The sequence below is a fragment of the Lysinibacillus sp. FSL P4-0201 genome (assembly GCF_038593425.1).
Taxonomy (GTDB): Bacteria; Bacillota; Bacilli; order Bacillales_A; family Planococcaceae; genus Lysinibacillus; species Lysinibacillus capsici.
The window spans coordinates 1,419,611-1,439,228 of sequence record NZ_CP151995.1; the positions used below are offsets into that span (position 1 = coordinate 1,419,611).

The 19,618-nt window shown below is 36.8% G+C and carries 32 protein-coding genes; 28 read left to right on the forward strand and 4 right to left on the reverse strand.

From position 1 onward, the window contains the following. The 24 genes from MKY76_RS06875 to MKY76_RS06990 all read left to right on the forward strand — a co-directional run bounded on the left by MKY76_RS06875 (position 1) and on the right by MKY76_RS06990 (position 14,596). Positions 1-1,170: a phage major capsid protein gene (locus MKY76_RS06875; RefSeq protein ID WP_342557571.1), complete on the forward strand. Its 1,170-nt coding sequence runs from the start codon at positions 1-3 to the stop codon at positions 1,168-1,170. Between the two features lie 38 nt (positions 1,171-1,208). Beyond that, positions 1,209-1,364, forward strand: a complete 156-nt coding sequence (locus tag MKY76_RS06880; protein ID WP_305193542.1) for a hypothetical protein — start codon at positions 1,209-1,211, stop codon at positions 1,362-1,364. Next, positions 1,354-1,644 (forward strand): head-tail connector protein, encoded by a 291-nt coding sequence (locus MKY76_RS06885; protein WP_342557572.1) that lies wholly within the window; start codon positions 1,354-1,356, stop codon positions 1,642-1,644. Before MKY76_RS06880 ends, MKY76_RS06885 begins: the two co-directional genes overlap by 11 nt. A 10-nt stretch (positions 1,645-1,654) precedes the next feature. Then, positions 1,655-1,984, forward strand: a complete 330-nt coding sequence (locus MKY76_RS06890; RefSeq protein ID WP_342557573.1) for a phage head closure protein — start codon at positions 1,655-1,657, stop codon at positions 1,982-1,984. After that, positions 1,981-2,409: an HK97 gp10 family phage protein gene (locus tag MKY76_RS06895; protein WP_305193539.1), complete on the forward strand. Its 429-nt coding sequence runs from the start codon at positions 1,981-1,983 to the stop codon at positions 2,407-2,409. Before MKY76_RS06890 ends, MKY76_RS06895 begins: the two co-directional genes overlap by 4 nt. After that, on the forward strand, positions 2,406-2,897 hold the full coding sequence (locus tag MKY76_RS06900; protein ID WP_342557574.1) for a DUF6838 family protein: 492 nt from the start codon (positions 2,406-2,408) through the stop codon (positions 2,895-2,897). The genes MKY76_RS06895 and MKY76_RS06900 overlap by 4 nt, the downstream gene beginning before the upstream one ends. Before the next feature lie 3 nt (positions 2,898-2,900). After that, positions 2,901-3,959, forward strand: a complete 1,059-nt coding sequence (locus tag MKY76_RS06905; protein WP_342557575.1) for a phage tail sheath C-terminal domain-containing protein — start codon at positions 2,901-2,903, stop codon at positions 3,957-3,959. A gap of 14 nt (positions 3,960-3,973) precedes the next feature. Beyond that, positions 3,974-4,408, forward strand: a complete 435-nt coding sequence (locus tag MKY76_RS06910) for a phage tail tube protein (protein ID WP_319839615.1) — start codon at positions 3,974-3,976, stop codon at positions 4,406-4,408. Positions 4,409-4,431: 23 nt separating this feature from the next. Further along, on the forward strand, positions 4,432-4,824 hold the full coding sequence (locus tag MKY76_RS06915) for a hypothetical protein (RefSeq protein ID WP_319839614.1): 393 nt from the start codon (positions 4,432-4,434) through the stop codon (positions 4,822-4,824). Positions 4,825-5,024: 200 nt separating this feature from the next. Further along, positions 5,025-7,052 carry a phage tail tape measure protein gene (locus tag MKY76_RS06920; protein ID WP_342557576.1) on the forward strand — a complete coding sequence of 676 codons (2,028 nt, stop codon included), beginning with the start codon at positions 5,025-5,027 and terminating at the stop codon, positions 7,050-7,052. A gap of 12 nt (positions 7,053-7,064) precedes the next feature. Next, entirely contained in the window at positions 7,065-7,487 is a 423-nt protein-coding gene (locus MKY76_RS06925; protein WP_313871109.1) for a hypothetical protein, read from the forward strand. After that, positions 7,487-8,464, forward strand: coding sequence for a hypothetical protein (locus MKY76_RS06930; RefSeq protein ID WP_342557577.1), 978 nt, complete (start codon positions 7,487-7,489; stop codon positions 8,462-8,464). The genes MKY76_RS06925 and MKY76_RS06930 overlap by 1 nt, the downstream gene beginning before the upstream one ends. After that, entirely contained in the window at positions 8,465-8,824 is a 360-nt protein-coding gene (locus MKY76_RS06935; protein WP_305193531.1) for a DUF2577 domain-containing protein, read from the forward strand. Beyond that, entirely contained in the window at positions 8,824-9,270 is a 447-nt protein-coding gene (locus tag MKY76_RS06940) for a DUF2634 domain-containing protein (protein WP_342557578.1), read from the forward strand. Before MKY76_RS06935 ends, MKY76_RS06940 begins: the two co-directional genes overlap by 1 nt. After that, a complete protein-coding gene (locus tag MKY76_RS06945; protein ID WP_342557579.1) occupies positions 9,271-10,311 on the forward strand; it encodes a baseplate J/gp47 family protein in 1,041 nt (346 codons plus the stop codon). Continuing rightward, positions 10,308-10,655: a hypothetical protein gene (locus MKY76_RS06950; protein WP_342557580.1), complete on the forward strand. Its 348-nt coding sequence runs from the start codon at positions 10,308-10,310 to the stop codon at positions 10,653-10,655. The genes MKY76_RS06945 and MKY76_RS06950 overlap by 4 nt, the downstream gene beginning before the upstream one ends. Before the next feature lie 10 nt (positions 10,656-10,665). Beyond that, positions 10,666-11,484, forward strand: coding sequence for a putative phage tail protein (locus tag MKY76_RS06955; RefSeq protein ID WP_342557581.1), 819 nt, complete (start codon positions 10,666-10,668; stop codon positions 11,482-11,484). Next, the gene (locus tag MKY76_RS06960; protein WP_342557582.1) at positions 11,484-11,822 is read left to right on the forward strand and encodes a hypothetical protein; all 339 of its coding nucleotides are present in this window, start codon (positions 11,484-11,486) and stop codon (positions 11,820-11,822) included. The genes MKY76_RS06955 and MKY76_RS06960 overlap by 1 nt, the downstream gene beginning before the upstream one ends. After that, on the forward strand, positions 11,823-12,536 hold the full coding sequence (locus MKY76_RS06965) for a glycine-rich domain-containing protein (protein ID WP_342557583.1): 714 nt from the start codon (positions 11,823-11,825) through the stop codon (positions 12,534-12,536). A 4-nt stretch (positions 12,537-12,540) separates the two neighbouring features. Continuing rightward, the gene (locus tag MKY76_RS06970; protein ID WP_342557584.1) at positions 12,541-12,831 is read left to right on the forward strand and encodes a hypothetical protein; all 291 of its coding nucleotides are present in this window, start codon (positions 12,541-12,543) and stop codon (positions 12,829-12,831) included. Next, a complete protein-coding gene (locus MKY76_RS06975; RefSeq protein ID WP_181574634.1) occupies positions 12,831-12,992 on the forward strand; it encodes a hypothetical protein in 162 nt (53 codons plus the stop codon). The genes MKY76_RS06970 and MKY76_RS06975 overlap by 1 nt, the downstream gene beginning before the upstream one ends. A gap of 82 nt (positions 12,993-13,074) precedes the next feature. Continuing rightward, positions 13,075-13,383: a hypothetical protein gene (locus tag MKY76_RS06980; protein WP_342557585.1), complete on the forward strand. Its 309-nt coding sequence runs from the start codon at positions 13,075-13,077 to the stop codon at positions 13,381-13,383. Positions 13,384-13,493: 110 nt separating this feature from the next. Next, positions 13,494-13,898, forward strand: coding sequence for a phage holin family protein (locus MKY76_RS06985; protein WP_342557586.1), 405 nt, complete (start codon positions 13,494-13,496; stop codon positions 13,896-13,898). Next, positions 13,895-14,596 carry an N-acetylmuramoyl-L-alanine amidase gene (locus tag MKY76_RS06990; protein WP_342557587.1) on the forward strand — a complete coding sequence of 234 codons (702 nt, stop codon included), beginning with the start codon at positions 13,895-13,897 and terminating at the stop codon, positions 14,594-14,596. The genes MKY76_RS06985 and MKY76_RS06990 overlap by 4 nt, the downstream gene beginning before the upstream one ends. A gap of 58 nt (positions 14,597-14,654) precedes the next feature. Here MKY76_RS06990 and MKY76_RS06995 read toward each other — a convergent pair whose 3' ends face one another. The 4 genes from MKY76_RS06995 to MKY76_RS07010 form a co-directional block, all read right to left on the reverse strand. Continuing rightward, entirely contained in the window at positions 14,655-15,287 is a 633-nt protein-coding gene (locus tag MKY76_RS06995) for a hypothetical protein (RefSeq protein WP_342557588.1), read from the reverse strand. An 8-nt stretch (positions 15,288-15,295) separates the two neighbouring features. Further along, positions 15,296-15,817 carry a PH domain-containing protein gene (locus MKY76_RS07000; RefSeq protein WP_342557589.1) on the reverse strand — a complete coding sequence of 174 codons (522 nt, stop codon included), beginning with the start codon at positions 15,815-15,817 and terminating at the stop codon, positions 15,296-15,298. 354 nt (positions 15,818-16,171) lie between these two features. Then, a complete protein-coding gene (locus MKY76_RS07005) occupies positions 16,172-16,366 on the reverse strand; it encodes a hypothetical protein (RefSeq protein ID WP_066036958.1) in 195 nt (64 codons plus the stop codon). A 17-nt stretch (positions 16,367-16,383) separates the two neighbouring features. Continuing rightward, positions 16,384-16,584 carry a helix-turn-helix transcriptional regulator gene (locus tag MKY76_RS07010; RefSeq protein WP_259419810.1) on the reverse strand — a complete coding sequence of 67 codons (201 nt, stop codon included), beginning with the start codon at positions 16,582-16,584 and terminating at the stop codon, positions 16,384-16,386. A 162-nt stretch (positions 16,585-16,746) separates the two neighbouring features. On the opposite strand from MKY76_RS07010, the gene MKY76_RS07015 reads away from it, so the two are divergent. The 4 genes from MKY76_RS07015 to MKY76_RS07030 all read left to right on the forward strand — a co-directional run bounded on the left by MKY76_RS07015 (position 16,747) and on the right by MKY76_RS07030 (position 19,604). Continuing rightward, a complete protein-coding gene (locus MKY76_RS07015; protein WP_342557590.1) occupies positions 16,747-17,634 on the forward strand; it encodes a helix-turn-helix domain-containing protein in 888 nt (295 codons plus the stop codon). Between the two features lie 15 nt (positions 17,635-17,649). After that, on the forward strand, positions 17,650-17,820 hold the full coding sequence (locus MKY76_RS07020) for a hypothetical protein (protein WP_342557591.1): 171 nt from the start codon (positions 17,650-17,652) through the stop codon (positions 17,818-17,820). Positions 17,821-18,079: 259 nt separating this feature from the next. Beyond that, complete coding sequence (locus tag MKY76_RS07025; RefSeq protein ID WP_342557592.1) at positions 18,080-18,289, forward strand: hypothetical protein; 210 nt, start codon at positions 18,080-18,082, stop codon at positions 18,287-18,289. Then, positions 18,255-19,604: a hypothetical protein gene (locus MKY76_RS07030; protein ID WP_342557593.1), complete on the forward strand. Its 1,350-nt coding sequence runs from the start codon at positions 18,255-18,257 to the stop codon at positions 19,602-19,604. Before MKY76_RS07025 ends, MKY76_RS07030 begins: the two co-directional genes overlap by 35 nt. Positions 19,605-19,618: the final 14 nt, after the last annotated feature.

Here is a 19,618-nt window from a genome sequence, read left to right on the forward strand (position 1 = left end):
ATGAAAAAAGATATTAAGAAATTTATTGAAACTCGTTCTATGCCGTCACTGGTTGAACAGCGCAACAACTTATTAGATGAAATGGATAATTTACTAAAGGGGGCCAAAGAAGAAACACGCGCACTAACTGACCAAGAATCGACTCGATTTGATGAAATTAAAAGCGAAATTGCAGGACTTGATAAAACAATCACTGCTTTGGATGAAGCACGTTCTTTGGACAAAAAGTTACCTGCTAAACAAGCAGAACAACGTACGCAAGAAGAAGCTGAAACACGCGCTTTCGAGAATTACATTCGCGGTGTAGTCGAGGATCGAGCAGATGTTAATTTAACTGTAGGGTCAAACGGTGCCGTAATTCCTTCCAGCATTGCAAACAAGATCATTCAAAAGGTATATGATATTTCACCAATTTATCAATTAGCAACTCGTTATAACATTGCTGGATCATTAAGTATTCCTTACTATGATGAATCGGCAGGAACAATCGAAATGGCTTATGCTGATGAATTTGTTGAATTGGAATCTACAAGTGGACGATTCACTTCAATTGAGTTAAAAGGCTTCTTAGCAGGTGCATTAAGTAAAGTGTCTAAGTCACTCGTTAATAATTCACAATTCGACCTTGTTTCATTTGTTGTAGCGAAAATGGCTGAATCAATCGCAAAATGGATTGAAAACCAATTGTTAAACGGTACACCAAATAAGATTACTGGCCTTTCAACTGTAAAGCAATCTGTAACTGCTGCAGCTGCTACAGTATTAACAGCTGATGAATTGATCGATGTACAAGAAGAAGTACCTGATGCTTTCCAGGGCAATGCCATTTGGATCATGAACAAAACAACACGAAAAGCTATTCGCAAGCTTAAAGATGGACAAGGCAACTACTTGTTAAATAAGGATGCCACTGCTCGTTGGGGCTACACTTTATTAGGCAAAGATGTGTACACATCTGACAATATGGCAGAAATGGAAGCAGGAAAAACAGCTATTTTCTATGGTGATATGTCTGGACTTGCCGTAAAACTTTCTGAGAATGTATCGATTGAAATATTACGCGAAAAATATGCTACTCAACACGCAATTGGTGTTGTTGGCTGGATTGAAATTGATTCAAAGGTTGAAAATGAACAGAAAATCTCTAAATTAGTGATGAAATCAGCGTAGGGGCTAAACTCTACGCTTATTTTATTGGAGGTGACAGAATGAAAGTAAAAGCACGTGTAAGCTTTTCGGGTAGCGTCACAATGTCAAAAGGTGAAGTAAAAGTGCTACCAAAGAATGTGGCAGATGACTTGTTACAAGCTGGCCATGTAGAGGAAGTTGTCGTGAAAAAGCAGGTGAAAACAGATGCAGGTTAGTGCAATTACACCAGGAGAACTGGCAAAATATGCGCGAGAGGATGAAACTGATTTAGATGTCCTTTCAACTTTTACGCTTATCTTATCAGCTGTAAAGGCTTATATAAAAGGCTATACAGGACTATCAGATGAACAACTGGACACCAAAGAGGATATTTCAATAATTGTATTTGTTCTTGCTAATGAAATGTATGAAAATCGCATCTTCACAGTGAAGGATAATAACGTAAATAAGGTTGTTCAATCTATTTTGGACATGCATTCTATTAATTTACTTTGAGGTGAGCATTATGAATCCTGGCGATTTAAAACACAGAATTGACATCCTCACTAATCAAAAGACAAAAAATGAATTGAACGAAACTGTTTATGAATTTCTACCTGATAAAAAAATATGGGCAGCAATCATTCCGCAAACTGGCTCATTACAAAAGCAAGTTGCTGACACGATTTTAACGAATGTCACGCATAAAATCATCGTGCGATACAACGCTGGCAAAGACATCACAAAGGATATGCGGATCAGATACAAAGGACATGAATTTGAAATTAAATATATTCTTAATCCCTATTTTCGCAATGAGACACTAGAAATCTTTGTTCAGGAGGTGTTAAAGTGAGCATTCAAATGAACGGTTTAACTGATTTTCAAAGAGATTTATTTAATGTCGCCACTAGGGAGGTACCTAAGGAAGCACCAAAACTGATGCGTAAAATTGGTTCAAAGGCCAGGACAACTGTAGCTAAGAAATCTCGAAGCCTTGTTAAAAAGAAAACAGGAATGTATCACAAAAAGTGGAAACGAGGAAAAGTTTTTGTTGGTTATCATGGCGAACTTGTTGTCCGTGTTTATAATTCTTCACCACATGCGCACTTAGTGGAAGATGGCCATTGGATGGTAGACCATGAGGGCAATAAAACAGGTGATTTTGTACCTGGTAAAAAACCAATGGACAAAGGTATGCGAGAATTTGAGTCATCGGGTGACGTAGAGAAAGAGACTGTAAAATGGCTAGATGAATTGTTGAGGAAGAATAAATTATGATTACTTTTAAGCAAATCAAAACGGCAATTAATGATAAATTACAGTCAAATTTTATTGATATTGATGTTATTAGTAAATCAGCTAACGAAGGATTTACACGACCATCTTTCAAAGTGGAATTAGATAATGTGAAACGTGAGGGCTATTTGACACAAGTTGAAAAGTCTTGCACGGTTCGCATTTTTTATTTTCCTACAGATGAAAATGATAATGCAATTGAATTGTTAGATGTTCAAGAAGCATTAGGGAATGTATTTGATCTTAAATTTTCTGTAGAAGATCGCCATTTGGATATAGTCGAACCTAATTTCGATGAAATTGATGGTGTACTGCAGTTTGAATTTGATCTTCAATTCTTTGATGGCCGTGAATATGGCGAGGGCAGTTCAGGCGGAAATATTGAAGATGAAATTAAAAATGGAAAAGACTTTTATGAAAAATATCCAATTGAGCTTATGGGTGAATTGGATGATGAGGAAGGGGATTAAACAATGGGCCTACCACAAATTATTATCGAATTTAATGGTAAAGCCGTTACTGCTATCAAGCGAAGTCAACTAGGTATTGTTGCATTGATTTTAAAAGATGATGTACAAACTGCTGATACAGTAACTTACAAAAGCATTGAGGATGTACCAACAGAAGGATGGGCGCCAGCCAATTTAGATTACATTCAAAAAACGATTATGGGTACACCAAGCAAAATCATTATTGAACGTTTGCCAACAACAGCAACAGATTATAACGTAGCATTAACACGCTTAAATAATAAACGATTCAATTACTTGGCCATTCCAGGCATTGAAGATAAAGACACAACAATCATCGCAACTTGGATCAAAACAAAGCGTGACAATGATAAAAAAACGTTTAAGGCAGTTTTGCCAAATATCGAAGCAGATCATGAGGGAATTATTAATTTCACTACAACGGGAATTAAAGTTGAAGGTAAGGATTATACAACAGCAGAATATACAGCTCGAATTGCTGGCATCTTAGCTGGACTGCCATTTACAAGATCAGCTACTTACTACGAGTTGAATGAAATTGACTCTATTACAGAAATTGAAGATCCAGATAAGGCCGTTGATAATGGAGAACTCATCCTTATTAATGATGGGGAAAACATCAAAATTGGCCGTGGTGTGAACAGTTTGACAACAACAACAGGTAAGAAAACGGAGGACTTTAAATCAATCCGTATCATGGAAGTACAGGATATGATAAAAGACGATATTCGCACAACATTTGATAAGCACTATATTGGTAAACACAACAATATTTACGACAACCAAGTTCTGTTTTTGCGGTCGGTTAATGCATATTTTGATGGTTTAGAAGGTGAAGAAATACTTGATCCAAATTACGATAATAAATCAGAAATTAATGTCCGAAAACAACGTTTGGCGTGGGAGGGCATTGGAGTAGATACGTCAGAGTGGGATGACCAAAAAGTAAAAGAAATGTCCTTTAAACGTAATGTGTTTGTAGGGGGCAATATAAAAATTGTGGATGCTATCGAAGACTTAGATATGGATATTGCGATTTAAGGAGGGATTGACACGTGGGTAAATTAAAATCTAATCGCGTTATTAATGGCACATACGGCAGCGTGTGGGTGAACAATGAAAAATGGCTAGACATTGAGGAATTTGAAGCTAAAGTAACCATTGATTATGAAGATGTAAACATGGCTGAAGATCCAGCGACACATAAAAAACAGACTGGTTGGTCAGGAGAAGGCAACTTGAAACTTAAAAAAGTATATAGTCGAGGGGCAAAGCTACTTGCAGAAGCTGTTAAAAAGGGAATGACACCTGATGTAAATATTGTTGGGAAATTAGCTGATCCTGACGCATTTGGTTCAGAGCGAGTGGCAATTAATGAAGTGACATTTAACGAATTTATGTTGATGCAGTTTGCCCAAAAAACTATAGGAGCAGAGGAATTACCATTTAACTTTGCAGACTATGATCTCATTGATTCAATTACAGCCTAAAAACGTATAACGGAGGAAATCAAATGACTAAAAAGGTAAATAAACGATTATCAGTTACAGATTTAATGAAAGAGAAAGAAAAGTACCAGGTGAAAGATGATGTCACAGAGGTTGTACTTGTGGAACGTTTAGGCGTTGAAGTAGTCTTGCGTAAACCTGAAAAATCTTTATGCTTAGATACTTTGAAAATGTCCCGAGACGAAAATAATGATACTGACGCTGACGAGTACATGGTTTATAACACAATGGTGGAGCCGAATTTAAAAGATCCTGAATTAAAAAATGCATATGGCTGCACATTACCAACTGACATCGTAGCTAAAATCTTTGAACCAGGCGAAATTGCATTACTGTCTGAAATTGGTTTTGAACTTGCAGGATATAAAAAAGGTGGAGTTAAAGCTATAAAAAACTAATTGATAGTGATGATGATTTTTATTTTCTTCATCACTATATTCAACGCGGTTTTAAACCTGAATATCTTCTAAATCTTGACTATGATACAAAGTTAATAATGATGGCCAGCATAGAAAAATATTTAGAAGAAAAAGACGAGGAAATGAAAGCTAGAGCAAAAATGCTTTAGCTTTTTTCTTTTGTAAAAGGCGGTGAGGAATTGGGAAGAAGGGTAATATCAGCGGTTCTCACATTGCAAGATCGTGATTTTTCTAGCAACCTAAGGCGAGCCAGTGATCGAGCTGATGATTTTGGACGAGGCGTTGCGAGAGTGGGCAACCAAATTCAACGGTTTGGACAAGGGGCAGCTAGAGTTTTTAAAACAGTAGCAATGGGCGCAGGTGCTTTGGGTGCAACTGGAATCGCTGCATTTGGCGCAAGTGTCGCGAAGTCAATAGTTGATACTGATGGAGCCTTTAAACGCTTAGAAGCTCGAACAGGGGCAACAGGAGCAGAATTAAAAGGGCTTGAAAATGTGGCCAAAGATGTATTCAAAGCAGGTTTTGGTGAAAACATGGATCAGGTTGCTGATGATGTTTCTACTTTAAGTGCCATGTTCAAAAACCTAAAAGGTGATTCATTGACGGAGGTAGCCAAAGGAGCTGCAACTATTTCACAAGCCTGGGGTGCTGAATCAAAAGAAGTCGGAAAAACTGTTAAATCTATGACGAGCAACTTTAAAGGTCTAAGTGAAACAAAGGCACTTGATTTAATGACTCATGCCTTTCAGAAAACAGGCGACTATTCTGATGATTTACTAGATACGTTTAATGAGTATAGCGTCCATTTTAGCAAGCTTGGATTGTCTGCAGAAGAATTTACAGGCATTTTAATTTCGGGCGCTGAAAATGGAGCCTGGAACATGGATAAAGTCGGGGATGCTGTGAAAGAGTTTGGTATCCGTGCAATCGATGGCTCAAAAGGAACAAAAGAAGGTTTTGCAGCTATTGGATTAAATGCCGATGAAATGGCCGAGAAATTTACTGCAGGTGGAGAAACAGCAAATAATGCTTTTGCTGCTACTATTGCAGGTTTAGCGGCTATGAAAAATCCTGTTGAACAAAATGCTGCAGGCGTTGCGCTTTTTGGGACTATGTGGGAGGATTTGCGCGAAGATGTAGTTTTATCGATGGCAGATAGCGCTAAATCTGTACAAGGCTTTGAGGGAGCAACAGGACGAGCAGCTGATGCGCTACAAAGTAGCTTTAAATCGAAATTAACACAATCGTGGCGAGATTTACAGGTCGGCATAGCTGATGTTGTAAACGGAGCAGGAGCGCAGGAGTTTTTACAAGGTGTTGCTCAAAAAGCTGATGAATTGGTGCCTAAGATTCAGGGAATTGTACAAAAAGCTTTCGAGTTTGGCAATACCGTTCGTGATAATTGGGGGCCAATTAAAGAAACGCTTATTGGTGTTGGAACAGCTGTAGGAGTTGTGGCAGTAGGTATGGGTGCCTTAAAAGTTATCACCACAGTAACCACAATGATTCAAGGCTTTAGAACAGCAATGGGACTAGCAACAGCTGGACAATGGGCCATGAATACGGCCATGCTTGCCAGTCCTTTGACTTGGGTAGTGGTTGGCATAGCTGCTGTAGTTGCTGCAGGTGTTTTGTTATATCGAAATTGGGATACCGTCAAAGCAGCTGCAGGTAGCTTGTGGGAGAAAACGAAAGAGGTATTTGGAGGTATTTATGATTGGGCTTCTCAAAAGATTCAGCCAGTAACAGGCTTTTTCAAAGGACTCTATGATAAATTTATGGGCTTTAAAAATGCCATTAGTAATTTCCAACCGCCTGAATGGGTTTCGAAAATAGGTGGAGCTATTGGAAAAGCTGCAGGTGCCGTTGGTAAATTCGTTTCAGGATCACATGCAGATGGTTTAAATCGTGTCCCTTATGATGGATATATTGCAGAATTACACAAAGACGAAATGGTTATACCTGCTCGACAATCTGAAAGGATTCGTGCTGCAGGCGGATCAATCGATAATGTGGATCAAATGGTGCAATCATCACCAGGAACAGTAACAACGCCTACACCTGCAGGAGCTATGCCGCAGCCAACAGCTTCAAATACTGGCGGTGTACAAGTTATTATCCAAAACTTAAATGCCAAAGGCGTAACAGCAATGGAAGTAGCCGATGAACTTGTGCCGTTACTAAAATTAAGATTGGCCAATTTATAGGGGGTTGGATAGATGGACATTTTTCTAAGCACAATGGATCGAAAACAAATTATTCAACTTCCTATAGTGCCAGCTGATTTTAAAATACCTAGTCCTGTGAGTAATGAAGTGTTCACAACAATTAATCAAGGTGACATTAAATTGCTTGGTCGTAGAGGCTTGAAATCTCTTACGATTGATTCTTTTTTTCCTTCAAAGGTGTATCCATTTTCAAGAAACAATAAATATTTTGGGTGGGAGTATTATGAGATCATTGAAGGCTGGATAGACAAACGAATGCCAATTCGATTAATCATGTCGAACACACCCATTAATATGCTCATGACAATCGAAAACTTTGAGGCTGGACTTCAAGACGGATCAGGGGATGTTTATTATTCGCTGGCCCTATCAGAGTTTAAAGAGATCATTTTAGAAACAAAGAAGGTGAAATAATGGCTCATGAATTATGGCTAATTAAAGGTGGTACCATGACGAATATTACGCCTTTGCTTGGCACATTAACCTGGCGTAGCAACATGGAGGAATTAGGGGACGAAATTAATTTTAGTATCGCTTTTACTGATACAAATTACTTTCCTGTGAATCCATGTGATATTAGTGATATGGTGGCCCTTTACAATAACGGCAAGGAAATAACACGCGCTATTATTGTAGACGAGCTGAAAAATGGAAGATCACCAATTGCATACGTTGCCTTTGATTATGCCTTTTATCTAAATAAATCGAATGCAGTTTATCAATTTAATAAATTATCTGCAGATGCTTGTATCAAGAAGATCGCCAAAGACTTCAATATTCAAGTTGGTAAGATCGTATCTATTCCTAAACCTATCGATCAAATATACAACGATAAAAAGGTTAGTGAAATTATAAAAGACATTCTTACTATTGCAGAACAGTCGTTAGGTGTTAAATACCTCATGGAAATGCGCCAGGGCAAGCTATACATCGAAAAGCAAGGTGATGTAGTTGTAACAGGTACATTTCAGTTGTTTGAAGGTGGCCCAAAATATGATATTCATTCAGCTCTTATGAATCCATCTAAAAGACGCAGCATTACAGAAATGGCCAATACAATCCAGGTTGTCGGAAACAATGACAAAGTGGTTTTAACCAAGTCTGATAATAAAATGGCTGAGAAATATGGTCGTATTACTAAAGTTGTGAAGCTAGATCAGAATGAAAAGAAAAGTGCTAAACAGGTAGCTGAAAATGAATTAAAGCAGCTGTCAAAAGTGTCAGAAGAAAATAGTGTTGAATTGATGGGCCACGATGATTTTAGAGCAGGCCGTCTATTTGCACTCGAAGAACCAACCACAGGCATTAAAGGTACATTTTTAATTAAGGATGTATTGCACACGATTAGTAAAGGCATTCACACCATGAAGCCTACATTAGAGGTGAAGTAAATGGATTCGATTACAACGTTAGCTAAGATGCTTAAACAAAATGAAAATCCTAAACCTGTGTCAATGTCTACTGGAATTGTTATTTCACCACCGCCAAATGCTCAAATACGCTTAAATGATACTGTCATTCTTGGTAATAACCGATTAGTGTTTGCTGCTCATGTCCTAGAAGATTATGAACGTGAAATTGAGCTAGAGGGTGATATTCGATTTACAGATAGCCCATTTCAAAGATTTGAAGCTAAAGAAGTAAAATCCACAACAAAGGATACCCTCAAAGAAGGTGACGAAGTAATACTGTTACCGACTGCAGATGAACAACTGTATTTTGTTGTAGGTAAGGCGGTGAGGTTCGAATAATGTTACCTAAGATCGCACAACTAGAATTTGATACACAGGAAATTAAAACGGACTTGCCACCACTAGGTAAGTCCTTTTTGTATGACTTTGATAAAGGGGATTTTGTATTCAGAAATGGAAAAATGGTTGAAGTCCATGGTCTTGAAACATTGAAGCAATGGATCTTAAAAGTGTTAAAGACCGAGCGCTTTCGCTTTAGAATTTACAAAGGCATTCCGTACGGGGTGACATTGGAGGATTTAATAGGTTCCAGCTTGCCAAGAGCATTTATTGAAGCAGAAATAAAACGAGAAGTCACAGCGTCCCTAATGGAACATACCCACATTCAAGAGATCCAGGAATGGCAATTCAGCCATGATGGAAAATGGATGCGGATAAAATTTAGAGTCGTCACAGTAGAGGGAGCATTCGAAATTGACGAGCCAATAAAGAAGGTGGCAGCGTAGATGGAAGATGAAAAGATTATTCATGATCGTATGATGGTCAATATCAGCGATGAATACGACAAGTCGAAAGGTAATTTTGTTTATGACATTACAAAGCCAGTGGCCGTTGAATTTGCTAAACAACAAGAAAAAATTGCTACAGTACAAGAAAAATTAGACGTTGAAAAATTAACAGGTGACGAGCTAACAAGAACAGTTTATCAGCGCACAGGAATTATCCGTAAACCTGCTACACAAGCCACGACAACAGTCATTGTTTCGGGTACAGCTGGCACACTTGTAAAAGTTGGCGAATTAGTAGGCTCAGAAACAATTTTATATACAGTCATTGAAGAAGCCATTCTTAATGAAAGTGGATTCGCTCATGTTCGTGTCCAGTGTACTGAATTTGGCCAAATAGGAAACGTGCCAGCGAACACCATTGTAAATTTCCCTGCATCTATTAATGGCCTGGTGAATGTGTATAATCCGGATCCTGTCGTTGATGGCTATGACGAGGAAACAGATAACGATTTACGCCAGCGCTATTATGATAAGCTGCAGCGTCCAGGCAAAGCAGGCAATAAATATCATTATCGAGAATGGGCGCTAGAAGTGACAGGCGTAGGGGATGCAAAAGTATTTCCTCGCTATAATGGCCCATTATCGATGAAAGTGGTTGTAATCGATGCGAATAAATTACCTGCTAATGCCGAATTAATCGAAGCTGTAAGGGAGCATATCGAAGTAGAAATGCCTTTTGGGGTGGATGATTTACTTGTAATACCTGCAGAAGCATTATTAATCAATCTATCGGTGGCCCTTACAATAATGCCAGGTTATACAGAGGAAGTAGTCAAAGCGAATATTAAAAAGAACATTACACAGCACTTAAAAGAAATAGCCTTTAGAACATCATTCGTGAGCTATGCAAAGATTGGGGCGCTCATTATTGATAGTGATGGGGTTTTAGATTATCAGGATCTATTAATCAATGGATCGACTGCTAATGTGGTAATTCCTGATGATGGGGTGCCAGTAATGGGAGGTGTAAATGAATGAATCACATGACAGTGTATTTAAAAAATAAAGTTCTGACGGACAATTTAAGAACAACGCCAGTATTCGTTGCCTTGTTCAATGGTGATGTGGAAGTAATGGCAGCCAGCTACTCGCGTCAGTCTGCAAGCTTTACAACGCCAACAGATGGTCAAACATCGAACAGCGCTGATATTCTGTTTCCTATTGCCACAGAGACATGGGGGGATATAACGCACATTGGGATTCTTGATGCCAAAACAGGAGGTAATTTGCTATTTAAATCGCAAGCAGAATTTACGAAAAATATTGATGTATCAAGCCAGTACAAGATCCCTAAAAACTATTTAATTGTCCGTTTAAGGTAGGTGAGGACAAATGCACGCTATACCACAATCCGAGTGGGGCCAAGTATCAGTCTTTACATGGGGAGAGCTAACAGCTCACCAATGGGAATGTTTTAGACTTGCCTTGATGATTACTAAAACAGAACTGCAGACGCAAGGTGTTTCAATCGCTTCAACAGGCACAACGAATGAGGTTATCACAGAGCAGCTATCACAGGGGGTAAAGGTGGTTCAATCGCCTATTATCATGCAGACAAGAGCTGAAATGATTACAAGCATTGTTGTTTCAACAAAAGACTACCTATCGGACATGATGAAGTATTTACCTTTATATGAGCGTAAATCAAATGTATTCAGAACAGTACTTACAGCTGATGATCGGGAGCTACGAAATACAGAACAACAGCTTGAAATTGTGAACCGTAACATTTTTATTGATACAGCCATTGAAGCCTTACCTATTTATGAACGTGATCTTGGAATTAAACCAAATAGCACATTACGCTATGACCAGCGCAGAGAGCAAATTTCATCACGAAATCGCGCAAGCTTTGACCAAACAACAGAAGAAACCATTAAAACTGTAGCAGCTGCTTATAGCAACGGTGAAGTAAAAATTAATACTACAAATACACCAGGCGTATATGAGATCAAATTCACAGGTACAAAGGGCATTCCTGACAATTTGAGTGGGCTTATGCAAGCAATTGAAATAATTGTGCCAGCTCATTTAGAGTTTGGCTATTCGTACACATATAATGTTTGGGAATTTGTAAGCAATAGAACCTGGGGAAGTGTAACCAATATGACATGGGATGAAATTAGGATATATGAAAATGAGGTGAGCTAATGGAACATACACCAAATTTAGGTTTAAAGAAGCCAGAATTAACAGACAATGTTTTGATTACAGACATTAATGAAAACATGGATGTCTTGGATGCTGCAGTAAATGAATTGCAAAAAGGTACTGCATCGATTCCTGATTTAGAGACAGTTGACAAAACAATGGCAGGTGCCATTAATGAAATTAAAAGTGAAGTCATTAATGTTAAACAAGAAATTGAAAATCACATAACTGATCCAATGCCTCATGTATACACCAATAGCGAAAATAACAAAAAGTATCAATTCGGCTTTGGTGTTGATGCAGGTGGCTTTTATATCATTCAACAGGAGGTAGAGTAGATGGCAGGGATTGATAAGACATATTTTCCTGATAAACCTACACAAGATGCTATTAAACAAGGTGTAGATAATATAGCAGCACAAATTGAAAACAAAGATGCTGGAAAGGTAATGAGAAGTAAAGTTTTCGAAACACCTGGCACATTTACCTGGACAATTCCAGAAGGAGTAACAGAAGTATTTTTAACAGGCTGTGGCGGTGGGGGGAGTGGTGCGCATGGTCCTGATGGGGCAAGTGGTTATTATGGACCTTGTGGTGGTGGCGCGCGTTATGTTGAATACTACCCCGTGCAAGTAACACCAGGGCAAACCGTCACCGTTACAGTAGGGGCAGGAGGTCCCGCTGTTACACATGGTGGCACAACTGGCGCCAATGGTAATGCAGGAGGTACTACATCATTTGGTACCTACGTATCTTTATCGGGTGGTGGTGGTGGTAATTACAGCACTTTGAAAGGTGGTAATGCAGGGGGGCCCTTAGGAGTTAAAGGTAGTGATGGTGTTCCACATGGTGGCACAAATTATACCGCCTCACTTATAAAAGGGGGGAATTGTGGACCGTTTACAGGGGGGGCAATAGGTTCTTTTAATAGGTATCTCCCTGGCCAAGAAGGTGGGCCAGGTTGTGGTGGTGGTGGAATTGGAATTAATTCTGAAGGTATACCAAGTGGTAAAGGTGGAGACGGATTTTTAATAGTACAATGGTGGGAGTGATTAAATGAAACGTTATGCACAAGTATTATGGGATCAAGCCCATTGGATATTTGAAGCTGATGAAAAGCCTGAATTTGCACCAAATATTATTTTAGTTGATATTACAGGGCGTGATGATATTCAAGAAGGTTGGGATTACAACAATGAAACAGGCGAATTTACAGCGCCAGTTATACCCGAGCCAACGCCAATTGATGCACCGCCAACAGTTGAGGAAATGCAGGCGCAAACGCTAATCAATACAGAATACTTAATTGCCATGAATGAAATGGGCATCGAGGGAGGAAAAGTATAATGAAGGTATATGACTTATGTAAATTTTTAATTGATCGCAACCGATATAGTTATGATGACATGCTAAAGAAAGTAAATGTATTCTATGCCAACAATCAGCTGGCAGATGAAGAATATACGCAGCTATTAACAGATATGGACTCTCAACAAACGCAAGCATAAGCAAGCGTTATTTTTTATGTCTAAAATAAGAGGGGATCTTTTCCTTTTGTCGAATGGTAGTAAATAAGAGGAGGAGATGAAAATGGCTTTTACAAAAGAGATTTTAAAGGATCCTACATTTGATTCTGAAACTAGAAAAAAAGCTTCAACATGCTTAATGTGTCATGAAGAAGTAACTAACGGTGGAACTTGGGGAGGTGTAAGTGATAGTTTTTTATTAACTATTTGTAATGATAGTAATTGTATTGAACAATCTATAAAATGGTTAATCGATGCGTTTATATCTGACGAAACAAAAGATATTAGAGAATTAAATACAAAGCAAGAATTTATGAATTTAGTTGAAGCTGTATATGTAAACAAAGCAAATCATCCAAATCATAATCAGTAAGAATAAAGTAAATAAATCATGTTTGAAGATAGCCTTTCTTTAATCGTGTTTTTAGCCTTCCACAGATAATCGTGGAGGGCTTTTATATTTGGGAAAAGGGAAGTGTTCAGATGGAAAAATGGATTGCTGTAGTAAGTGGAACGATAGGCACTATGGTTTCATATTCAGTGGATGGTCTAGGAATGGCGGTTACTGTTTTGATTGGTTTTATGGCCATTGATTACCTCACAGGAATTATGGGCGGTATTGTAAATCAAAATTTAAACAGTCGTACAGGCTTTAACGGTATCATTCGAAAAATCTATTATCTAATGCTAGTTGGTTCAGTTTATTTATTATCTGTTGTAATACCTGGTATCGAGTATGCAGGGGATGGGGCAGCCATTGCATTTTGCGTCCTTGAATTCATTTCAATCACGGAAAACGGTACTAAAATGGGCTTACCAATGCCTGACTTTGTAAAAAATATTCTAGCAATCGTGAAGGATAAAACAGGGGAGGGTGAAGTTAAATGAGCTACACAATTGAAAAGCGATTAATGTCAGGGCTACCTAATCAAGCGTTAAAGGCAGTAAAATATGTCATTGCCCATGAATCAGGTAATGGTAATAATACAGGTCCAAATGCATTGGAAAACGAAATTGCCTATATGAATCGAAATAAAGCCAATGCCTTTGTTTCTCACTGGGTAGGCGGTGGGGGAAGAATCGTGCAAATTGCGCCAGTCGGCAGGTTACAGTATGGTTGTGGTCCAAAAGCTAATCCACTTAGCTATGCCCAGGTGGAATTAGCTCGTACTTCCGATAAAGAGCAATTCAAGAAGGATTATGCCGCTTATATTTGGTTATTACGGGAACTTGCCAAAGAGGCTGGAATACCTGTTGTGTTGGATGGGGCAGGTAATGGCATCAAGTCACACCGATGGATTACGGATAATTTGAAAGGTACAACACATAGAGATCCGTATTCGTATTTAGCGAGTATGGGAATCTCTGAGGCACAATTCAAATTAGACATCTTGAATGGCTTGGAGGAAGTAAAAGGGGCGCAAATTACAGAAGCTAAAGTTATGCTTAATGATACAAAAACTATTCCAGCTGTAATTATAGATGGTAGGACGCATGTTCAAGTCCGTGAGCTAGCCGATCTTTTAGGATTAAAACTTGTTTATAACAATGAAAGTAAAACAACAAAATTGTATGAAGTAAAATGATTATAATTTTAAAGCCCAGGCGCTCATTTTAACAGTGAGTACCTGGTCATTTTTGCGTTTATTCATATAGTAACGTGCAAACTTTATTGTAAAAAGTATCAAAATAAGTTTTGTTATAAATGTATTCACCATTAATATCAACAGCAATAAAACCTGTGACATTCTCCAAAAATGCTAGATTTTCTATTTTTCTTAATCTATAGCTGTCATACTCATTTAATTTTAGCAATTCAGTAGAAGATAAATGTTTTTTATTTTTTTCTTCATTTATAAAACAAGTTAAGGTATCGACTTTAGAATGTATTTCTTTAAATAATAAAATTTCAGGATCGTACATTTGCTTTAATTGATCAAAAATAACTTGGTAAGTGTAAAGTTGAAAAGTTCCATTATTCTTTTCGTGTAACATATTTACAACTAAATTTATAATGCAATCACGCTTTACTTCCGTATATATTTCTTGCATTTCTTCAAACATAGAAAGCATCAAATTATTATCTTCCTGACCTAGTTCAGGAAGTTTGCCATTTAAAACAGAATGATTAATTTTAGTTTTCATGATTAACAAACATTCTTCTAAATTTTTATTAGAAACGTGGTCTTTATAAGTTTGAATTAGATTTAAAATATTAGTAAGAGACGGTCCTTCCTGTAATAAATCTGTAAAGATATTCATTAATTCTAACTTCATTTAGTCACCTAAATCCCTAACAATTGCTTTTTCTTCGCGTCAAATTCTTCCTGAGTGATTAATTCATCCTCTAACAGTTCCTTCAATTCTCGAATTTCATCGGCTACCTCATACATATCCTTTTCCACTTTACCTGCAGGAGCAGAAGAAGTTTTAGCCATTGATTTTAGATTCTCAATAGCTGCCTTAATTTCTAATGCAATATGCGCTGGCACATCATCAATGATTGCCTTATTTCCAGTAGATACAATCTCGATAGTAGAGTAAACAAGCTTGTTAGAAATGTTGATACTGCTAATTGAAGACAAAGGAATGCTTCTTTCATCGTTTGAAACAATACCTTTGATTTCATGTAATAAAATACGTTGGTCAGTTACATAAAGCTGTTTGATGCCTTTAACGGATGCACATACAGCTAGTAGCGTTTCACCTTGATCCGTTAAGCGATCATCGAACATTTGAATTTGTTTAGCCATTGCCTTTTTCTTACCAAAGCCAGCAAATTTTATTGTTTCTGCAATTGTATCCATGTCATGCACCCCTTACAGATATTTGTAATCTTATTTTATAGAAAATCCTACCAATAGTACATATAAAAAAACAGACAACCAATGTTAGTTATCTGTTATCGTATATTTCATCATCGCAGTAAACACAATAACCTTTCCCGTTTTTAATTGGAACGGGTGAACAACATAGTGAACATTGAATAGTTTTACTTTGATCATTTATTTTTTTAATGAAATTTTTACACCCACATAAATGACACTTTATAGCTGAATCACTACATATAGCTTTGCAATTATAGCATCGTTTTTTATCCACGTTATCACCGTCCTATAGGTATTTAGAGGATAGATAAAACAAAATATCGACAACCCTGATTAGTTATCTGTTTTCTCTTTTATTTCATATGTCACGACTGCTTTAATGCCATCTTTATTTCTAGTCGTCTTTGTATCAAAGGATACATACAATTCATCAATTGTATAACCTTCATTTAACTTCGCTTTAAGAGCATCTCTCAGTGCCTTCTTTTGTATATTCGAGATTTTTGTTACCAACTCGTTTAATTCCATCCCCATCACCCCACAGATTATTTCAGTTCAAGTATTTCGTTCATATCAATTATTTCAAGGGCTTTACATATTATTGCAAGTTGTTCGCGGTTAATGGTGCTACGTTGATTGTTTACAATTTCACTTATTGCATTTGGTCTAATTGAAGTCATTTCGGCTAATTGCTTTTGAGAAATTCCACGTTCCTCGATGATCTTCTTTAACTTTACCTCAATCATTTTTCCACCACCTATCAGATAAATTATTAATACCATTATAACACTATATCGCTATTTGAGAAATATTTTATTCAATTATGTTGACATATCGATATGTCGATATTAATATGTATATAACGATATGTTGTAATATCGATATTTAGTGATAACGAGGTGAAAACGATGGCATTTGAATACTTAGCAACTTATAAAACATTTGAATCAATAGCAGACATGGACACAGCGGTTGAAGAACATATTGCGGCTCATTACTATGATTTAACGGAATCAGAACGTGCCATCGTTTTCAAACTTGCGAGTCATGCTTTGGAACATCCAGGAGCCTGCCACTTGAAAGCTGCAACTATTGCTGCAGCATTGGAGATCAGCACAAAGACGGTTTATCGGAGCGTTAAAAAGTTAGAGGATTTAGGCATCATAGAAAAAGTACCAGGAACGAAATTAAACGGCATCAAAGGGGCTAGCATTTATCGCATTTTACCTTATGTCCCATCGAGCGTGTCCCAACGAGATACAGCCAATGAAGCTAGTAATGACGCGGTTTGCCCTCCACAATCTGAAAACCAATCATCTAGTTCTTTTAATCTTTTAAGTTCTAAACAAGCAAATAATATTATGAGTCTTGGCAATGAATTAGCTTTGCAAGCTGAAAAGAAAAAGGCATACATGAATGAGTACCAAGTGATGCTATACGATTTCATGCACTCGATGCCTTTACAAGATGAATTGAAAGATCAACTTCACAAATGTATCTTGGCTACAAAAATGAACGATATACGTGATTTTGTGAACGCTAAGGACGTTTTAGCTAACATTATCAGCGATATTGTGAACGGTACATTAACTATCACTAGTACATTAAGAGCCGTATTTGCAGGGGCGTTTAACAAGGCTGTAGAGCGTTCTAGTATGAAGCAATATAAATCATCATCTATAGAAGAAACAGCTAATAGAGAGCGTCCAGTACCTTTCTATAACTGGCTAGAGGATAGAGATAGTCGAACAGAAATATGTAGTAGACCAAATATAGAAAACTGGCTTGAATGGTGAAAGGGGGACTAGTATATGGCTCATTTTGAATATATGGAACTGCAGGGGCAATTAACAATTTTTGATTTGGAGGATCAATATGAGGAGATGCAGTTCGAGAAGCCATCCACAAATGTTAATAAGCTTGTTGATAATGATAAAAAGATGTATATAGAGCCTCGTAGGAGAGTGTATATTGTTCAGTGATTTTTATGTACATTTGTATACCCGATGTTGCGTAATAGTGAGTGCTTGTAAAACATTATGAACACTGGATTAGGTTATGTATTAATTCAAATGTCCCCATTGTTTTTAGAGATACTTAGAACGATTGGAAAGGCTGTTTAATAGAAAAAAGACTATCTAGTTGGATGATAGTCTACAATTACTTTTTTACCAGGGAAGTTTTATCGTAATTTCCAAATAATACTGTTATGATATTTAAAAAGCAAAAAAGGGGATAAAAATGGATACTACTACTTTTATTTGGACCGTAATTGGCGGCTTGGTTGTTGCAGGTCTAGGTTTCGGTGCAACAAAGATTTATAACAAGAATAGTATTAAAAATTCACAGATTCAAAATGGTAATGAAAATATAGGAGTTTACCGATCAAAGAATATTGATATAGGAAGTGAACAAATTGTTCGGAAAGATAAAAACAAAGATAAAAAGTAGAATAAAAAATAGTGTTATTCAAAAAGGGATGGGGAATCTATCCATTTTCAAATCTAAAAACATAACTATTAATCAAATGCAAGTGATGGACCAAATGCAACAATATCTTCATAAGGGTGATATCGAAAATGCAGCTTTACTTTTAAAACAAATGGAGGATTTTGTTCATTCGCAACATCCTTGTGCACCATTTTGGAAATACGAATTTGGAATTGATGAAAATGGAAAGAGTTATATAGGACATGTGCCCGCATTCGCTGATGCAGCGAAGAAAATGCCTTTAACAGGAATGATGAAAGTAATTATTCCACCAAAATATCAAAAATTTACGAACATGGAGAGCTTATTGAATTTCTCCTATGGAACTCAGCAAGAAATAGAATTTGATTTAGCCAGTTTAAAAACTTGGATCGGAGAAACCCTTATAGATGAGTTTGTAGCAACAGAAAACAGCAATTCTAAGATTATAATAAAACCTAGTAAATTTCCGCCTCCACTTCCTATGAAGTTATATTTAAAAGACAACAGTTGGAGTATTGATTATCTATTAATTGGAGTCAAGCAAATGCTTGGATCTACTATTACCTTAAGCAATCATCAACAAGAAGGTGCACCTTTGGAAGTTGAATTTATAATGGATTTAAAGTTATCAACTGCTACATTTAATATCTCAATAAATGATGTTGGTTCTAATTCAGTTAAAAATATTATAACGTTTCTTGAAATCATTGATAAAAGTAAGAAAAAAAAGAAACCTAAATTAGCATTAAAACTATTAGATAATGATAGAGATATATTTATAGGCCCTAATTGGAACTTTAATGATACTGATGAAGAAGGTAATTTAGAAGAATTAATTAAAGTTCTCAAAAAGATGCTTTATATAGAAGAGGAGCTTGGTATAGAGTTTGTAATTTCAAACCGGGCTTTTACTCAATGGGAGCTATATAACATCGATGTTATATATCATTCAATTAAAGGTGAATATTTTAAAATTGATTTTAAAGGAAGCTATAGCTTTATTCTTGATAACCAATCAGAAATTAAAAAGCTTTTTAGACTTCATGATAAAAACAAATGCCTTAGCTTCCCATTATCTCTGCATTCAAATCTTCCTCTTGAATTATTTGGAATAAAACTAAATGTACTTACTAATGATGTAACTTTTGAAAATGTAAAACTTGATAGACCAGATAGGTTAAGATCGAAAAGCAAATTACTAGACGAAGGAGAAACATTAACTGTAAAACTAGTGCCATGCAATGACAAATCTTATCTTAGTATGAGATTAGGGATAGAGCAAGATTTACTTTAACATAAAAATAGTAT

Bases quoted from the DNA above. Each gene is read 5' to 3' on its own strand.
- MKY76_RS06875 (WP_342557571.1), top strand. From the start codon at position 1: ATGAAAAAAGATATTAAGAAATTTATTGAAACTCGTTCTATGCCGTCA.
- MKY76_RS06880 (WP_305193542.1), top strand. From the start codon at position 1,209: ATGAAAGTAAAAGCACGTGTAAGCTTTTCGGGTAGCGTCACAATGTCA.
- MKY76_RS06885 (WP_342557572.1), top strand. From the start codon at position 1,354: ATGCAGGTTAGTGCAATTACACCAGGAGAACTGGCAAAATATGCGCGA.
- MKY76_RS06890 (WP_342557573.1), top strand. From the start codon at position 1,655: ATGAATCCTGGCGATTTAAAACACAGAATTGACATCCTCACTAATCAA.
- MKY76_RS06900 (WP_342557574.1), top strand. From the start codon at position 2,406: ATGATTACTTTTAAGCAAATCAAAACGGCAATTAATGATAAATTACAG.
- MKY76_RS06905 (WP_342557575.1), top strand. From the start codon at position 2,901: ATGGGCCTACCACAAATTATTATCGAATTTAATGGTAAAGCCGTTACT.
- MKY76_RS06915 (WP_319839614.1), top strand. From the start codon at position 4,432: ATGACTAAAAAGGTAAATAAACGATTATCAGTTACAGATTTAATGAAA.
- MKY76_RS06925 (WP_313871109.1), top strand. From the start codon at position 7,065: ATGGACATTTTTCTAAGCACAATGGATCGAAAACAAATTATTCAACTT.
- MKY76_RS06930 (WP_342557577.1), top strand. From the start codon at position 7,487: ATGGCTCATGAATTATGGCTAATTAAAGGTGGTACCATGACGAATATT.
- MKY76_RS06935 (WP_305193531.1), top strand. From the start codon at position 8,465: ATGGATTCGATTACAACGTTAGCTAAGATGCTTAAACAAAATGAAAAT.
- MKY76_RS06940 (WP_342557578.1), top strand. From the start codon at position 8,824: ATGTTACCTAAGATCGCACAACTAGAATTTGATACACAGGAAATTAAA.
- MKY76_RS06945 (WP_342557579.1), top strand. From the start codon at position 9,271: ATGGAAGATGAAAAGATTATTCATGATCGTATGATGGTCAATATCAGC.
- MKY76_RS06950 (WP_342557580.1), top strand. From the start codon at position 10,308: ATGAATCACATGACAGTGTATTTAAAAAATAAAGTTCTGACGGACAAT.
- MKY76_RS06955 (WP_342557581.1), top strand. From the start codon at position 10,666: ATGCACGCTATACCACAATCCGAGTGGGGCCAAGTATCAGTCTTTACA.
- MKY76_RS06960 (WP_342557582.1), top strand. From the start codon at position 11,484: ATGGAACATACACCAAATTTAGGTTTAAAGAAGCCAGAATTAACAGAC.
- MKY76_RS06965 (WP_342557583.1), top strand. From the start codon at position 11,823: ATGGCAGGGATTGATAAGACATATTTTCCTGATAAACCTACACAAGAT.
- MKY76_RS06970 (WP_342557584.1), top strand. From the start codon at position 12,541: ATGAAACGTTATGCACAAGTATTATGGGATCAAGCCCATTGGATATTT.
- MKY76_RS06975 (WP_181574634.1), top strand. From the start codon at position 12,831: ATGAAGGTATATGACTTATGTAAATTTTTAATTGATCGCAACCGATAT.
- MKY76_RS06980 (WP_342557585.1), top strand. From the start codon at position 13,075: ATGGCTTTTACAAAAGAGATTTTAAAGGATCCTACATTTGATTCTGAA.
- MKY76_RS06985 (WP_342557586.1), top strand. From the start codon at position 13,494: ATGGAAAAATGGATTGCTGTAGTAAGTGGAACGATAGGCACTATGGTT.
- MKY76_RS06990 (WP_342557587.1), top strand. From the start codon at position 13,895: ATGAGCTACACAATTGAAAAGCGATTAATGTCAGGGCTACCTAATCAA.
- MKY76_RS06995 (WP_342557588.1), bottom strand. From the start codon at position 15,287: ATGAAGTTAGAATTAATGAATATCTTTACAGATTTATTACAGGAAGGA.
- MKY76_RS07000 (WP_342557589.1), bottom strand. From the start codon at position 15,817: ATGGATACAATTGCAGAAACAATAAAATTTGCTGGCTTTGGTAAGAAA.
- MKY76_RS07005 (WP_066036958.1), bottom strand. From the start codon at position 16,366: ATGGAATTAAACGAGTTGGTAACAAAAATCTCGAATATACAAAAGAAG.
- MKY76_RS07010 (WP_259419810.1), bottom strand. From the start codon at position 16,584: ATGATTGAGGTAAAGTTAAAGAAGATCATCGAGGAACGTGGAATTTCT.
- MKY76_RS07015 (WP_342557590.1), top strand. From the start codon at position 16,747: ATGGCATTTGAATACTTAGCAACTTATAAAACATTTGAATCAATAGCA.
- MKY76_RS07020 (WP_342557591.1), top strand. From the start codon at position 17,650: ATGGCTCATTTTGAATATATGGAACTGCAGGGGCAATTAACAATTTTT.
- MKY76_RS07025 (WP_342557592.1), top strand. From the start codon at position 18,080: ATGGATACTACTACTTTTATTTGGACCGTAATTGGCGGCTTGGTTGTT.